Genomic DNA, 13,242 nt, shown 5'->3' with positions numbered 1-13,242 from the left:
GCGCCCCGCTGGGGGTCGCCGCGTCCGGGTCGTGGACGCCTCACGCCGAACCTAGCGGCGCGAGGCGTCCACGACCCGAACCCGCACGCCGGGATCAGGCGGCGTTGCGGGCGCGGGACAGGATCAGCTGCAGCAGCGTCAGCACGACCCGCTTGACGCCCTCGCGTTCCCGGGCGTCGACGGACACCACGGGGACGGCGGGATCGACGTTGGCGGCGGCGCGGACCTGGTCCAGGGTGAGCTGGCTGCGGTTCGCGAAGGAGTTGACGGCCAGCACGAACGGCAGGCCGATCTTCTCGAAGTAGTCCAGGGCCACGAAGCAGTCGTCGATCCGGCTGGGGTCCACCAGGATGATCCCGCCGAGCGCACCGTCGGCGAGGTCGTTCCACATGAACCCGAAGCGGTCCTGCCCCGGGGTCCCGAACATGTACAGGATGATGCTCTCGTCGATCGTGACGCGACCGAAGTCCATGGCCACGGTCGTCGTGGTCTTCTCGCTGGCCTCGCCGGCGTAGTCGACCCCGATGGACGCCGAGGTCATGGCGGCCTCGGTGCTCAGCGGTTCGATCTCGGACAGGGCCCCGACGGTCGTCGTCTTCCCGACGCCGAAACCGCCGGAGACGAGGATCTTGACCGGGATCGGGGGACGTTTCACGGCCGCCTGCGGGGGCGCGACCTCAGAGTGCAGCGACACCGTTGATCAACCTCTCGATGAACGAGACGTCGAACGCGAGGGACTTCGCGGTGGACGTCGTGATGAGCAGTTCGCGGGCGACGAGGTCGCCGACGAGGACCTGGGCGACGCCCAGGGGGATGCCGACGAGGGCGGCGACCTCGGCGACGGAGCGGACCTCGGCGCACACGTCGAGGACCTGTCCGAGTTCGAAGGCGAGCGAGCGCTTCGCCGCCGCCTCCACCCCCTGCGGGGTGAGCACGGCCGTGGTCTCCATCGCGATCCCGGCGGCCCCTCCCCCGGTCCGTCCGCCGGTCAGCAGGTAGGCCCGGACCTCGGAGCCGGCCTCCTCGGCGAACTCGTCGGGGAGGTCCTGCGCGAGGTGGGCCGGTACCGGGGCGGCGGTGGCCGCCGCCCCGGACGTCGTTGCGGCACTTCCGAGGAAGGGACGGTCGAACTCGTCGAACTCGTCCTCCTCCTCGGAGCCGTACTGCTCGAGGGGAGTCACAGCTCCAGCGACGTCTTCAGCTCGGTGATGAGTTCCGGGGTCAGCAGCGCCCCGACGCGCTCCACGAGCATCGTCGTCTCGTAGCCGACGAGACCGAGGTCGCAGTCGGCGGCGGTGACGACACCGAGGCAGGCCCGGCCGGCGATCGAGGAGACCAGCAGGTACCCCTGGCCGAACTCGGTGATGACCTGGCTCAGCGGACCCTTGTGCAGCAACCGCGAGGCCGAGACGGCCAGCGTCGTGAGGCCGGAGACGGTCGCGGCGAGCTTGTCCGCGTCCGCGCGGTCGAGGTCGGCGCGCATGGTCATGAGCAACCCGTCGGAGGAGACCCCGATGGCCTGCTCCACACCGGGAGTCTGGGAGACGAAGCGTTCGAGCAGGAAGTTGACGTCCTGCGCGGTCTGGCTGACGAGGTTCTGGGAGTCGACGCTCATCGGGGTCACTCGCTCTCGGTGGTGGTGTCGGCGGAGGTGTCGGCGGAGCTTTCCTTGCGGGCGCGGGCGACCCCGCTCTGCAGGCCGGAGAGGCCACGACGGACCTCGTCGGCGGAACGGGACGTGGTCGCGGTCGCCGCCGCGGCGTCACCGGTGTCGGGCAGCTGCGCACCGCGGACACGGGTGCGGACGACGGTCTCCGGCAGGTCGGCGGGCAGCGCCGCGACCTGCGGCCCGACCCCCTCCTCGGCCGTGCGACCGAGGTCGCGGCCGAGGTCGGCGAGCTGGGCGCCGCGGACGCGGGTGGAGGGAACGCCGGAGGTGGCGCGGGACTGCGGGACCGACGCCTTCAGCGGGGCGACCGCCTGGACCGGGACGACCTCGGCGACCGGAGCCGCGACGGGAACCTCGACCGGGGCCGCGACCGGAGCGGCCTCGACGACGGGTTCCACGACGGCTGCCGCCGTGACCTCGGCGACGGGCGCGCCGACGAGGGCGAGCTCGGGCTCCGGCACGGACTCCACGACGGGGGCCGCGACGGGGGCCGCGGGAACGGCCGCACGGGAACCGAGCACGATGAGCGTGTTCGGCAGCACGACGGTCGCGACGACCCCGGAGCCGGGGGCGCGGGAGAGGCGGATGGACATGGTCCAGCGGGCCGCGAGCAGACCGACGACGTGGTGACCGAGCAGACGCGAGTCCGGACGGGTGTTCGCCGCGTTCTGGATGCGGTTGTTGGCGACGGCGATCTCGTCGTCGCTCATGCCGACACCGGAGTCGGTGACCGAGAGGGCGTAGCCACCGTCGACGGTCGGGGAACCGCTGACGACGACGCGGGTCGTGCTGGGCGAGAACGCGGTCGCGTTCTCCAGCAGTTCCGCCAGCAGGTGGGTGACGTCGGCCGCGGCGCTGCCGTGCAGGGTCGCGTCGTCGAGCTCGGTGATGTCGACGCGGGGGTAGTCCTCGATCTCGGCGAGGGCCGCGCGGACGACGCCGGCGACGGGCACCGGGCGGGACTTGGTGCGGGTCTGCTCCGCGCCGGCGAGGACGAGCATCGACTCAGCGTTGCGGCGGACACGGGTGGAGAGGTGGTCCAGGCGGAACAGCTTGTCGAGGACCTGCGGGTCGCGCTCGGAACGTTCGAGCTCGGCGAGGAACGCGAGGGTACGGGTGAGCAGGTTCTGGTTGCGGCGGCCGAGGTTGACGAGCATCTCGGCGGCGGCGACCTCGTTGCGGTGCTGCTCGAGCGCGAGGTCGAGGGCGCTGTCCTGGACGTGGTTGAACGCGACGGCGAGGGCGGCGAGTTCGTCCTTCGTGGCGACCTCGAAGGCCGGCAGCGTCGGCGGCACGCCGTCGGCGGCCAGGACGCGGATCTCGCCGATGGCCTCGGGCAGGCGCTCGGAGGCGACCTCCTCGGCGCGGGCGGTGAGGGCGCGCAGCGGGACGACGACGGTGCGGATGAGGGCGATCAGCATGAGCGCGACCAGCACGACGGCGAGGGCGGCGACGGCGATGATGAACAGCTGCGCGATGTGCGCCACGCGGGTCGCGTGGGCCTCGGCCGCGGCGCTGCGCTTCGCGACGGAGGCCTCGAGGCGGTCCATCGCGGTGAGGATCTGCTGGTAGACCGGGTACCCGCCGTTGAGGATGTGCGCCTCGGCGTCCGCCGTGCGCCCGTCGCGGTAGGCGATGACGGCGCGGTTGTCGTAGTCGATGAACTGGTCCCAGAGACCGATGAGCTCGACGTTGATGGCCTGCTCGTCCTTGGTCATCAGACCCGTGGGGGCGGTCTTGAGGGCCGTGACGAGGGTGGTGCGGTCGTCGAGGTAGGCGGCACGGTTGCGGTTGTCGTCCGCGAGCGCGGCGTCCACGCCGATGCGGTAGGTGTCCCACGCGTAGGCGTTCTGCCAGGCGCTGATGTCGGCGTCGTAGTAGCGCTGCTGGTTGACGTACTGGACGAGCTTGGTGGCGTCCTGGGCGTCGGCCAGGGTCTTGGACTGCTCACGGCTCCCGACGAACGAGACGGCGCCGGTGATCAGGGTGAGCACCAGGATCACCCCGAAGGCGATGGCGAAGCGTGCGCCCACTCGGACGCGACGCAGCAGGAAGGTCATGCGCTCTCCTCTTCCAACGTGGGTGCCGGGCGGGCCGGTGGGTCCACGAGCAGTCATCGGTGACGTGCGACCGGAACGGTCCGGTCCTGGAAGAGGTGTCGTCCTGCGGGGAAGCGGCCGTGAGCGACCGAAAGTGTGGTCCTCGGTACCGAATAACGGGACCGAGACCCTGAACTTCTAGAAGATTCAGCGCTTCCAGAGCAGCGACGCGAGCTCCGAGGCGACCGCCGGCGGCGCGGGGTCCCCCACGGTCAGGGCGACGGCGCTCAGCAGGACGTGTCCCTGCTCGTCGCTCTCGACGCGGATCCCGTACCCGACGGCACCGAGCACCAGGTTGAACCCGGGCCGGCCCGAGGCGACCTGGGCGACGGCGGCCACGGAGGCCCGCAGGCAGCCCCTCGGGTCCACGTCCTCAAGGCGCAGCGACGCGGCCGCGAAGGTGGTCACCACCTCGGCGAGCACGTCCTGGTCGTGCTGGGCGTGCTCCCCGAGCCGCGAGGCGACGGCCTGGCGACGTTCCCAGATGGACTGGCTCATCGGTACCTCCCCGAGTTCGGCGGGAGGCAGACGACCCCCTCACCTGTGGGTCTCGGCAGGTCGGGGCCGAACCTTCAGCTGATGCGGCGCTTGAGGCGGCGACGTTCGCGTTCGGAGAGACCGCCCCAGATGCCGAACCGCTCGTCGTTGCCCAGCGCGTACTCCAGGCACTCCTGGCGGACCTCGCAGGACTGGCAGACGCGCTTGGCCTCGCGGGTCGAGCCGCCCTTCTCGGGGAAGAACGCCTCGGGGTCGGTCTGGGCGCAGAGCGCGAGTTCCTGCCAGCCCGGGTCCTCCGGGGTCAGACCCGAGAGGCCGGTGAGGCCACCGGTCAGGTCCACCAGCGAGAGCTCCGGGCGGCCGTCCGCGTCGAGGGGACCGTCCACGTCGGCCTCGTCGTCGGCCTCTTCATCGGCGTCCTCGGACGCGATCGGGGCCAGCACGACCAGGGCCTGCGGCGGAGCCGCGGCGCGGTCGAGGGGGACGACCGTGTCCACCGTGCCGACCGGATCGCCAGTGCTGGCGACCGGCGAACGGAAGGAGTCGTCGATGAACCGGAAGTCGTCGTCAGTCATTCGGTGGCCCCCACAGCCTCGGTCTGTCACTCCGTGCGCCCTGATCACGCGGTGTGCTGTGCCAGTCACACTACGACCACCACTGGTGGAATTACACGCGTGTCGTCCCTCAGAGTCAAGCCCAGCGTGGTATCCCACCGGCCTCCCTGCAACGGTTCTGCCACATCCATCACACGAACACCACGATTCCCCGTGATCCGTCCGGGTGACGGGTGCGGTGACGGGGGATGATGGCGACCGTGAGCGACGCGAACCGACCGAGCAGGGCCCTGCAGATCACCGCTCTCGCCGGCGGCGTCGGCGGTGCCCGGTTCCTGCGCGGACTGCTGGCGCACCTGCGCTCCTCGGAGGATCCCGCCCGGCGCGAGGCGCAGGTCACGGTCATCAGCAACACCGCCGACGACATCACCCTGCACGGGCTGCGGATCTCCCCCGACCTGGACTCCGTGATGTACACCCTCGGCGGGGGCATCGACGAGGACCGCGGCTGGGGTCGCTCGAGCGAGACGTCCGGGGTCGCCGACGAGCTCGCCGCCTACGAGGCGCCACCGTCCTGGTTCACCCTCGGCGACAAGGACATCGCCACCCACCTCGTCCGCACGCGCCTGCTGGGCGAGGGCGCGACGCTCTCGGAGGCGACCGCCCGCCTCTGCGAACGCTGGCGGCCCGGGGTCCGGCTGCTGCCCATGACCGACGACCGCGTCGAGACCCACGTCGACCTCGCCGAGGCCGACGGGTCGACGCGACGCGTGCACTTCCAGGAGTGGTGGGTCCGCCTGCACGCCGCCGTCCCGGCCCTGCGCATCGAACCCGTGGGGGCCGCCACCGCCCGGCCGGCCCCCGGCGTGCTCGAGGCGCTGCGCGAGGCCGACGTCGTCGTCCTGCCGCCCAGCAACCCGGTCGTCTCGATCGGCACCATCCTCCAGGTCCCCGGGATCCGCGAGGCCCTGGTGCGGACGTCGGCGCCCGTCGTCGGGGTCTCCCCCGTCATCGCCGGCGCCCCCGTGCGCGGGATGGCCGACGCCTGCCTGGCCGCCATCGGCGTTCCCACCACCGCCGCCGCCGTCGCCGGCCTCTACGACGACTTCCTCGACGGCTGGCTCGTCGCCGAGGAGGACGAGCCCCCGGTCCGCTCCGGGCTGGAGGTCCGCCGCCGCCCGCTGCTCATGAGCTCGCCCGCGGCGACCGCCGACCTCGCCGGGGCCGCCCTCGACCTCGCGCTCGAACTCGACCGGAAGGACCCCGCCGCGTGAGCGGAACACCTCCCACCAGCCTGCAGCTCGTCGGGGTCCCCGGGATCGCGGAGGTCGTGGCCGGCGACGACGTCGCGGGTCTCCTCGTGGACGCCCTGTACGCCCAGCGCACCTCCCTCAGCGACGGCGACGTCCTCGCCGTGTCCAGCAAGGTCGTGTCCAAGGCCGCCGGGCTGACCGCTCCCGCGAGCGAGCGCGACGAGGTCGTCCTGCGCGAGTCCCGGCGCCTGGTCGCGGCCCGACGCACCCCGCACGGCGTGGCCCGCATCGTGGAGTCCGCCGCCGGCCCGGTGATGGCCGCCGCCGGGGTCGACGCCTCCAACGTGGTCGGCGACGTGGTGCTGCTGCTGCCCGCCGACGCCGACGCCTGCGCCCGGGAGCTGCGCGTCCGCTTCCGGGAGATCACCGGCGCGAACGTCGGCGTGGTCGTCACCGACACCGCCGGCCGGCCGTGGCGGGCGGGTCAGACCGACTTCGCGCTGGGCAGCGCCGGGCTCGCCGCCCTCGACGACCTCCGCGGGCAGACCGACACCTCGGGCCGGGAGCTGAGCGTGACCGCCCGGGCGGTCGTCGACGAGGTCGCCGCCGCGGCGGACCTGGTGAAGGGCAAGACCTCCGGCGTTCCCGCCGCCCTGATCCGGGGCCTGGCCGACCTGGTCCTGCCCGCCGACGTCGAGGTCCCCGGGGCCCGCTCGCTGGTGCGCGCGGCGGCCGGCGACTGGTTCCGCCTCGGGCACGTCGAGGCCGTCCGGGCGGCCCTCGGCGCGGGCTCGGTGGAGCCGCCGCCGGTGGAGGCGGGAACCCTCCTCGAACGGCTCGAACGCGCCGCCGAGGTGGCCTGCGCGGCGGGCCCCGTGGCCGGCGCGGTGATCGCCGTGGAGGACGACGGTTCGGGTCCGGCGCTGCGTCTGGAGGCCGAGGACGACTTCGCCCTCGGCGCCCTCACCCAGCGGACGCTCGCCGCGTTGTGGACGGAGTTCCTGGTTGGTCTCCTCGACCGCGAGGAGGGCTCCGTGCTGGTGCGGGTCGTGGAACTCCCCCGTTGATGTGGGTGGACCTCAGCCGTCCCGTCGCGGTCGGGACCCCGGTGTTCCCGGGCGATCCGGAGTTCAGCGCGGAACCCGCCACGACCATCGCGGCCGACGGTTTCGCGGTCACCCGGCTGGGTCTGGGGACCCACACGGGAACCCACGTCGACGCCCCCGTCCACGTCCACCCGGACGGTGCGTCCCTCGACGAACTCCCGCTGGGGCTGTTCGCCGGGCCCGCCCTGGTCCTCGACGTCTCGGGCCGCTCCGTCGTCGACGTCGATCAGGTGCGGGACGCCGAGGGTGAGCGGATCGTGCTGCTGCACACCGGGTGGGACGCGTTCGCCGGGACCGGGCGGGAGTTCGACCACCCGTTCCTCACCCCCGCCGCGGCGGGGTTCCTGCGCGCCGGCGGGACGCGGACCGTCGGGATCGACACCGCGAGCGTCGACGCCCCGGACTCCCTGGCGGCGCACCGGGTCCTGCTGGGGACCCGGGCCGATCCGGGGGTCCTCGTCGAGAACCTCCGCGGCCTCGGCGGACTGCCCCCGCGGGTGGAGTTCTTCGCGTTCGGGTGGGCGCTGAGCGGCGGCGACGGGTCACCCGTGCGCGCGGTAGCGCGCTGAGACCGCCCGGTTCGGGGTGTGCGTCGGCAACGTCATCCGCGGCGCACGACGCGGGCGCCGGTGCCCGGCGAGTTCCAGCAGCCGCTGGACCCGGAACCGGTGCCCCCGGTAGCACTCGATGACCTCGGCGCAGCCGGCGTCGTCGAGGACCTCCCCCGTCAGGGCCCAGGAGACGTTCTTGGCCACGTGGTAGTCGCCGAAGCTGAACGCGTCGGCGTGGCCGTGGGCCCGTTGCCGGATCTCCGCGGACGTCCACACCCCGATGCCCGGCAGCGACCGCAGGGCGGAGTCGGCGGCCTCGGGCGACATCCCCAGGGTGCGTTCCAGGCCGGCCGCGCGCGGTGCGGCGAGGATCGTGACCTTCCGGCGCCGCAGTTCCACCCCCGCCTGCAACCACTCCCAGGACGGGATCCGCGACCACTGCTCCGGGGTCGGGGGCAGCGTCAGCCCGGCCGGACCGGGGGCGGGTTCGCCGAAGCGGTGGACGAGGCGGCGCCAGGCCGCGAAGGCCTCGACGCCGGTGACGACCTGTTCCAGCGCGGAGGCGGAGAGCGCTTCGAAGACGGCGCGGGTGCGGATGACCCGGAAGTGCGGGTTCTCCTTCCACGCCTGGACGAGGGTGGGGTGCTCGGGGCGCGGGACGAAGTCGGTGTGGTCGTCGTCGGCGTCGCCCAGCAGGTGCGGGACCCCCTCGAGCGCCCACCCGGTCCCCGGGCCCCACGCCTGCGCGTGGACCTCGGCGTCGGCGGGACGGGCGCGGACCCGGAGCAGGACGGGACCCTGCGGGGTCCGGGTGGCGCGCCAGACGGTGCCGTCGGGATCGCGCCGGAAGGTCGGGTCGCCGGCTCCGCGTCGCAGCGTCCCCAGGCTCTGCGCGACGGCGACGGGGCGGCCGGGCCGCCAGCGCAGTTCCCCGTCCGGTGTCACGCCTTCCGTCACGTCCTCACGGTAAGGGCCGGGGCGGGGTGATCGGCCCGTTTCCCCGGCCCGCGGGTGGCCAGGAAGGACCCGGCCAGGACGAGGACGAACCCGAGCACCGTGGTCACCGTGATCCGCTCCCCCAGCACCACCGCACCGGCGATCACGGCGACGACGGGGTTCACGTAGACGATGGCCGTGGCCCGGACCGGGCCGAGCTCCCCGATGAGCGCGAACAGCAGCACGAAGGCTCCGGCGGTGCAGACCACGGCCAGCGTGAGGAGCGCCGCGACGACCTGTCCCGAGGGGAGCTCCGCCGGCAGACCGGGGCCCAGGAGGACGACCGGCACGTAGGTCAGCGCCGCGAGCACCAGGCTGGCGAGCACGACCGAGGTCCCCGGCAGGTCGGAGAGGTGGCGGGCCAGCACGGCCGGCCCGACGGCGTAGCCCACCACGACGACGAGCATCTCCGCGACGGCCCCGAACTGCCCCGGCACCAGGTCGAACCCCACGAGCGTCGCGACCCCGAGGGTTCCCAGGCCGAGGCCCGCCCAGCCGGTGAGCCCGAGCCGCTCGGCCCGCCCGCCGGCGAAGGCGACGAGGACGCCCACCACCGGGACGACCGAGACGAGCACCGCGGTCGTCGAGCTGGGGAGATCGTGCTCGGCCCGGGCCAGGAACAGCCACGGGCCGACGATCTCGAACCCCGTGTAGGCCGCGAGCGCCGGCCAGCGTCGCAGCAGGGTCGGCAGGCCGGCGCGGAACTCCCTGCGGGACATCGCGATCGGGGCGAGGACGAGGGCGGCGAGGGCGGTGCGCGCCAGCACCATCGTCGAGGGCGGGAGCTCCTCGCCGACCACCTTGATCAGCAGGTACGGGATCCCCCAGGCGAACCCGAGGGCGGCGAAGATCAGGGCGGCACGGCGGGTCACCCGTCGATCGTGCTCCCGCACGACCATTCAGTCCAGCTAGAGTTTCCTCATGAGTCTCGATAGTGAGAACTTCACGATCGATCTCCGCCGGCTGCGCCTGCTCCGCGAGGTCGAGCGCCGCGGGACGGTGGCCGCGACGGCCGCCGCCCTGCACCTCACGCCGTCGGCGGTCTCCCAGCAGCTCGCGGGTCTGGCCCGGGAACTCGACGTCCCGCTGCTGGAACGGGTGGGGCGCGGGGTGCGGCTCACGGGTCAGGCCCGGGTGCTCCTCACCCATGCCGACGCCGTGTCCGCGCAGTTGGAGAAGGCCCGCGCCGACCTGGTGGCCTTCGACGCCGGGACGGTCGGCGAGGTCCGGATCGGTTCGCTCGCCAGCACCATCGCGGCGCTGGTCGGCCCGGCCATGCGGCGGCTGCGCCACGACCGTCCGGGGTTGCGGCTGCTGGTGCGCGAACGGGACGCCGTCGCCGCCGTCGCGGGTCTGGACGCCGGGGACCTCGACGTCGTCGTCGCGGTCGACCACCCGGGCGGGCCGCGCCGCGACGACGCCCGCTACGACCGGGTCGACCTGCTCACCGACGTCCTCGACGTCCTGCTGCCGGCCGAGCACCCGCTGGCCGGGCGCGACGCGCTCGCCCTGCGGGAACTGGCCGACGAGGAGTGGATCGCCGCGGCGAGCGACGACGCCTGCACGCAGATCACCGTCGCCGCCTGCGCCGCCGCGGGGTTCGCCCCCGACGTGCGCCACCACACCCTGGAGTACGACGCCCTCGCGGCCCTCGTCGCCGCCGGGGCCGGGGTCGCCCTCGTCCCGCGGATGGCGCACCCGTTGCGTCCCAGCGGGTTGTGCGTGATCCCCCTGGCCGGTCCCAGCCCCGCCCGATCGATCTACGCCGCCACCCGGGCCGGGCGCGGCACCGACGCCCCCACCGCTGCCGTCCTGGAGGAACTCCGGCGCGTCGCCGCCGAACGCCCCGACGCCACCCCCTGATCACGGGGTGACGACCTAGGGTCCCCCCAGCCAGTGGTCGATGCGGCGGTGGTCGGGCGCGAAGCCGTGCGCGACGCCCCAGAGCACCGCCTGCGTGCGGCTCTGCACGTCGATCTTCCGGTAGATCGAGCGGATGTAGGACTTGACGGTGTTCGGGCTCAGGTAGGTGAGCGTGGCGATGTCGGCGTTGTTCTTGCCCTGGGTGATGAGGGCGAGGATCTCGGACTCCCGGTCGGTGATCCCCTCGGTGCGGCCCGGCCAGTCGAGTCCGAGGGCACTGGCGGCGCGCCGCGGTGGGGTGCTGAACACCCGCTCACCGGCGTGCACGGCCTCGATGGCCGCGACGAGGTCGCGGGCGGGCAGCGTCTTCGAGAGGTAGCCGTGCACGCCGAGGGAACGGGCCGTCTCCACCAGTTCGGACTGGAAGTTCCAGGTGTAGACCACGACGCGGCGCACGCGCGGGTTGCGCACCAGGGCCGCCACCTCGGTCGCGTCCGACTCCGGCTGGGCGAAGGAGTCGTAGAGCACGACGTCGACGTCGTCGTGCAGGGCCGCGTTCGCGTCGATCTCCGCCACCACCACGCGGTCGCGGTAGGCGTCGAAGAGGTGTGCCAGTCCCACGAGGACGACGTCGTAGTCGTCCACGAGGGCGACGGTGATCGGGCGGGTCCGCGTCAGGGTGTCGATGCGGCGAAGCTACCACCCCTAGGGGTGTACCAGCCCCTCCCGCCAGGTGGTCGAGTGGGCACACGGCCCGACCCCGGGCCCGACCACCGCGCGGTCCGGCCGCGCTCACCACCAGGAGATTCACATGGGCCTCATCGGCACCGTCGTCACCGTCATCGTCGTCGGCCTCATCGCCGGCGCCCTCGCCCGCCTGATCGTGCCCGGCCGCCAGTCGATGTCGGTCGGCATGACGATCCTGCTGGGCATCGTCGGCTCGTTCGTCGGCGGTTTCCTCGGCTTCCTCATCTTCCACAAGGACGCCTCCGACGGCTTCCTGCAGCCCGCCGGCATCATCGGTGCGGTCATCGGTTCGATCATCGTGCTGCTGATCGTGGGAGCGCGGGGTCGCCGCGCCGTCCACTGACCTCGCCGTCCACTGACCTCGCCGGCGCTGACCTCGCTGTCCGCCGACTTCGCCGTCTACTCACCCCGGCGGGCCACGAGGTGACACGCTGTGACCTGGACCAGCAGGATGGGTTCACGGACGACGCCGCGATTCGGAGGAACGCCGCATGGAGATCGCAGCCGACACGCTTCAGAAGGCTCTACGGGTCAACCTGGACCCGCGGTGGTACGGGACCATCGCCGAGATCGGGGCCGGGCAGGAGGTCGCGCGCTGGTTCTTCCGCGCCGGCGGTGCGGCCGGCACGGTGGCGAAGTCGATGTCGGCCTACGACATGGCCGTCAGCGACGCCGTCTACGGCAAGTCGGACCGCTACGTCTCGCTGGGCCGGTTGCAGGCGATGCTGCAGCACGAGCTGTCGCTCAACGTCGAACGCCTCACCGAGGCGCGCGGTGACGACACCTGCTTCTTCGCCTTCGCCGACACCGTGGTGGCCCGCAGCTACCGGGGCGGCAACGAGTGCCACGGGTGGATGGGGGTCCGCTTCCAGGCCCACCCCAACGACGAGCCCAGCCAGATCGTGCTGCACGTGCGGATGCTCGACGACGACGCGGGGCTGCAGCAGGAGGCGCTGGGCATCGTCGGCGTCAACCTGCTGCACGCGGCGTTCTTCGAGCGCCACGAGCCCGAGCAGGTGGTGGCGAGCCTGCTGGACAAGCTGTCGACCGGGCGCATCGAGATCGACGTGATCCAGTTCCGCGGCATCGAGTTCCGCCACGTGGACAACCGGGTGATGGCGCTGCAGCTGGTGCAGCTCGGTCTGTCCGGCGTGGCGATGTTCGGTCCCGACGGGGAGGTGCTGCAGCCCTCGGAGGTGCTGCGCAAGCACGCGGTCCTCGTCGAGCGCGGCAGCTTCCGCCCCCCGACGGTCGTCAACATCGACATGCTCGCCTCGGCCGAGCAGAAGTTCGCGGAGCAGGACGCCGAGGGTGCCCCGGTCCTCGCCCTCGCCGAACTGACGATGCGCAACCTGCGGGCCGCCGGCGACAAGGTCGACCGGCGGGACTTCCTGGCCCGGGCCGACCTCCTCGGGGCGTGCGGCATGACGACGGTCATCTCGGACTACTACGAGTACAACCGCCTCGCCGAGTACCTCCAGCGCCGCACCAGCGAGCGCATCGGCATCGTCATGGGCGTCCCGAGCCTGGTGAACCTCTTCGACGAGAGCAACCACGCCCACATGCAGGGCGGGATCCTGGAGAGCTTCGGGCGCCTGTTCAAGAACGACCTCAAGCTCTTCGTCTACCCGATGCAGGACCAGGAGACCGGCGAGACGCGGACCGTGGAGGACCTCCAGGTCGCGGACGACCTCCAACCGCTCTTCGACTTCCTCGCCCGCCGCGGCAGCTTCGTGCACCTGGACAACTACAAGCCGGAGTACCTGCCGATCCTGAGCCGCGACGTGCTGCGGCGCATCGGGGTCGGGGACGACAGCTGGGAGTCCATGGTCCCCGAGGAGGTCGCGTCGATGATCATCAAGCGGAACTTCTTCGGCTACAAGCGGAAGAGCGACTGACCCGGCCC

At 72.7% G+C, this 13,242-nt stretch carries 15 protein-coding genes; 6 read left to right on the top strand and 9 right to left on the bottom strand.

The features are described 5' to 3' along the window. Positions 1-94: 94 nt before the first annotated feature. The 6 genes from OG218_RS19745 to OG218_RS19720 form a co-directional block, all read right to left on the bottom strand. Positions 95-694 (bottom strand): GTP-binding protein, encoded by a 600-nt coding sequence (locus OG218_RS19745; RefSeq protein ID WP_328294932.1) that lies wholly within the window; start codon positions 692-694, stop codon positions 95-97. Beyond that, positions 678-1,181 carry a DUF742 domain-containing protein gene (locus tag OG218_RS19740; RefSeq protein ID WP_328294931.1) on the bottom strand — a complete coding sequence of 168 codons (504 nt, stop codon included), beginning with the start codon at positions 1,179-1,181 and terminating at the stop codon, positions 678-680. Before OG218_RS19740 ends, OG218_RS19745 begins: the two co-directional genes overlap by 17 nt. Continuing rightward, entirely contained in the window at positions 1,178-1,615 is a 438-nt protein-coding gene (locus tag OG218_RS19735) for a roadblock/LC7 domain-containing protein (protein ID WP_328294930.1), read from the bottom strand. The genes OG218_RS19740 and OG218_RS19735 overlap by 4 nt, the downstream gene beginning before the upstream one ends. A 5-nt stretch (positions 1,616-1,620) precedes the next feature. Then, positions 1,621-3,729, bottom strand: coding sequence for a sensor histidine kinase (locus OG218_RS19730; protein WP_328294929.1), 2,109 nt, complete (start codon positions 3,727-3,729; stop codon positions 1,621-1,623). Positions 3,730-3,915: 186 nt separating this feature from the next. Further along, positions 3,916-4,266 carry a hypothetical protein gene (locus OG218_RS19725; protein WP_328294928.1) on the bottom strand — a complete coding sequence of 117 codons (351 nt, stop codon included), beginning with the start codon at positions 4,264-4,266 and terminating at the stop codon, positions 3,916-3,918. Positions 4,267-4,340: 74 nt separating this feature from the next. Beyond that, entirely contained in the window at positions 4,341-4,610 is a 270-nt protein-coding gene (locus tag OG218_RS19720; RefSeq protein WP_380162206.1) for a WhiB family transcriptional regulator, read from the bottom strand. Positions 4,611-5,110: 500 nt separating this feature from the next. On the opposite strand from OG218_RS19720, the gene cofD reads away from it, so the two are divergent. Genes cofD through OG218_RS19705 form a run of 3 tightly spaced genes read left to right on the top strand, consistent with a single transcriptional unit; the run spans position 5,111 to position 7,748 of the window. After that, positions 5,111-6,094, top strand: coding sequence for a 2-phospho-L-lactate transferase (gene cofD / locus OG218_RS19715; RefSeq protein ID WP_442906533.1), 984 nt, complete (start codon positions 5,111-5,113; stop codon positions 6,092-6,094). Next, entirely contained in the window at positions 6,091-7,140 is a 1,050-nt protein-coding gene (gene cofE, locus OG218_RS19710) for a coenzyme F420-0:L-glutamate ligase (protein WP_328294926.1), read from the top strand. Before cofD ends, cofE begins: the two co-directional genes overlap by 4 nt. A 5-nt stretch (positions 7,141-7,145) precedes the next feature. Then, positions 7,146-7,748 (top strand): cyclase family protein, encoded by a 603-nt coding sequence (locus OG218_RS19705; protein ID WP_328294925.1) that lies wholly within the window; start codon positions 7,146-7,148, stop codon positions 7,746-7,748. Here OG218_RS19705 and OG218_RS19700 read toward each other — a convergent pair. Together OG218_RS19700 and OG218_RS19695 are read right to left on the bottom strand one after the other, a co-directional pair. Further along, complete coding sequence (locus tag OG218_RS19700; RefSeq protein ID WP_328294924.1) at positions 7,722-8,687, bottom strand: DNA-3-methyladenine glycosylase family protein; 966 nt, start codon at positions 8,685-8,687, stop codon at positions 7,722-7,724. The two genes, OG218_RS19705 and OG218_RS19700, sit on opposite strands and share 27 nt — an antisense overlap. Beyond that, positions 8,684-9,598, bottom strand: coding sequence for a DMT family transporter (locus OG218_RS19695; RefSeq protein ID WP_328294923.1), 915 nt, complete (start codon positions 9,596-9,598; stop codon positions 8,684-8,686). Before OG218_RS19695 ends, OG218_RS19700 begins: the two co-directional genes overlap by 4 nt. Before the next feature lie 49 nt (positions 9,599-9,647). Between OG218_RS19695 and OG218_RS19690 the strand changes: the two genes are divergently transcribed. After that, positions 9,648-10,589, top strand: a complete 942-nt coding sequence (locus tag OG218_RS19690) for a LysR substrate-binding domain-containing protein (RefSeq protein ID WP_328294922.1) — start codon at positions 9,648-9,650, stop codon at positions 10,587-10,589. 15 nt (positions 10,590-10,604) lie between these two features. Here the strand turns inward: OG218_RS19690 and OG218_RS19685 are convergent, their stop codons facing one another. Continuing rightward, entirely contained in the window at positions 10,605-11,234 is a 630-nt protein-coding gene (locus OG218_RS19685; RefSeq protein ID WP_328294921.1) for a helix-turn-helix transcriptional regulator, read from the bottom strand. Between the two features lie 166 nt (positions 11,235-11,400). Between OG218_RS19685 and OG218_RS19680 the strand changes: the two genes are divergently transcribed. After that, entirely contained in the window at positions 11,401-11,679 is a 279-nt protein-coding gene (locus OG218_RS19680; RefSeq protein ID WP_328294920.1) for a GlsB/YeaQ/YmgE family stress response membrane protein, read from the top strand. A 148-nt stretch (positions 11,680-11,827) separates the two neighbouring features. After that, positions 11,828-13,234 carry a TonB-dependent receptor gene (locus tag OG218_RS19675; protein ID WP_328294919.1) on the top strand — a complete coding sequence of 469 codons (1,407 nt, stop codon included), beginning with the start codon at positions 11,828-11,830 and terminating at the stop codon, positions 13,232-13,234. Positions 13,235-13,242 lie beyond the last annotated feature (8 nt).

The sequence above is a fragment of the Kineococcus sp. NBC_00420 genome, from assembly GCF_036021035.1.
Classification (GTDB): Bacteria; Actinomycetota; Actinomycetes; order Actinomycetales; family Kineococcaceae; genus Kineococcus.
This window is presented reverse-complemented; position numbering and strand designations above follow the sequence as displayed.

What these genes read in the sequence shown, in the direction of transcription:
- OG218_RS19735 (WP_328294930.1), bottom strand. Translation starts at nt 1,615, where the DNA reads ATGAGCGTCGACTCCCAGAACCTCGTCAGCCAGACCGCGCAGGACGTC.
- OG218_RS19730 (WP_328294929.1), bottom strand. Translation starts at nt 3,729, where the DNA reads ATGACCTTCCTGCTGCGTCGCGTCCGAGTGGGCGCACGCTTCGCCATC.
- OG218_RS19725 (WP_328294928.1), bottom strand. Translation starts at nt 4,266, where the DNA reads ATGAGCCAGTCCATCTGGGAACGTCGCCAGGCCGTCGCCTCGCGGCTC.
- OG218_RS19690 (WP_328294922.1), top strand. Translation starts at nt 9,648, where the DNA reads ATGAGTCTCGATAGTGAGAACTTCACGATCGATCTCCGCCGGCTGCGC.
- OG218_RS19680 (WP_328294920.1), top strand. Translation starts at nt 11,401, where the DNA reads ATGGGCCTCATCGGCACCGTCGTCACCGTCATCGTCGTCGGCCTCATC.
- OG218_RS19675 (WP_328294919.1), top strand. Translation starts at nt 11,828, where the DNA reads ATGGAGATCGCAGCCGACACGCTTCAGAAGGCTCTACGGGTCAACCTG.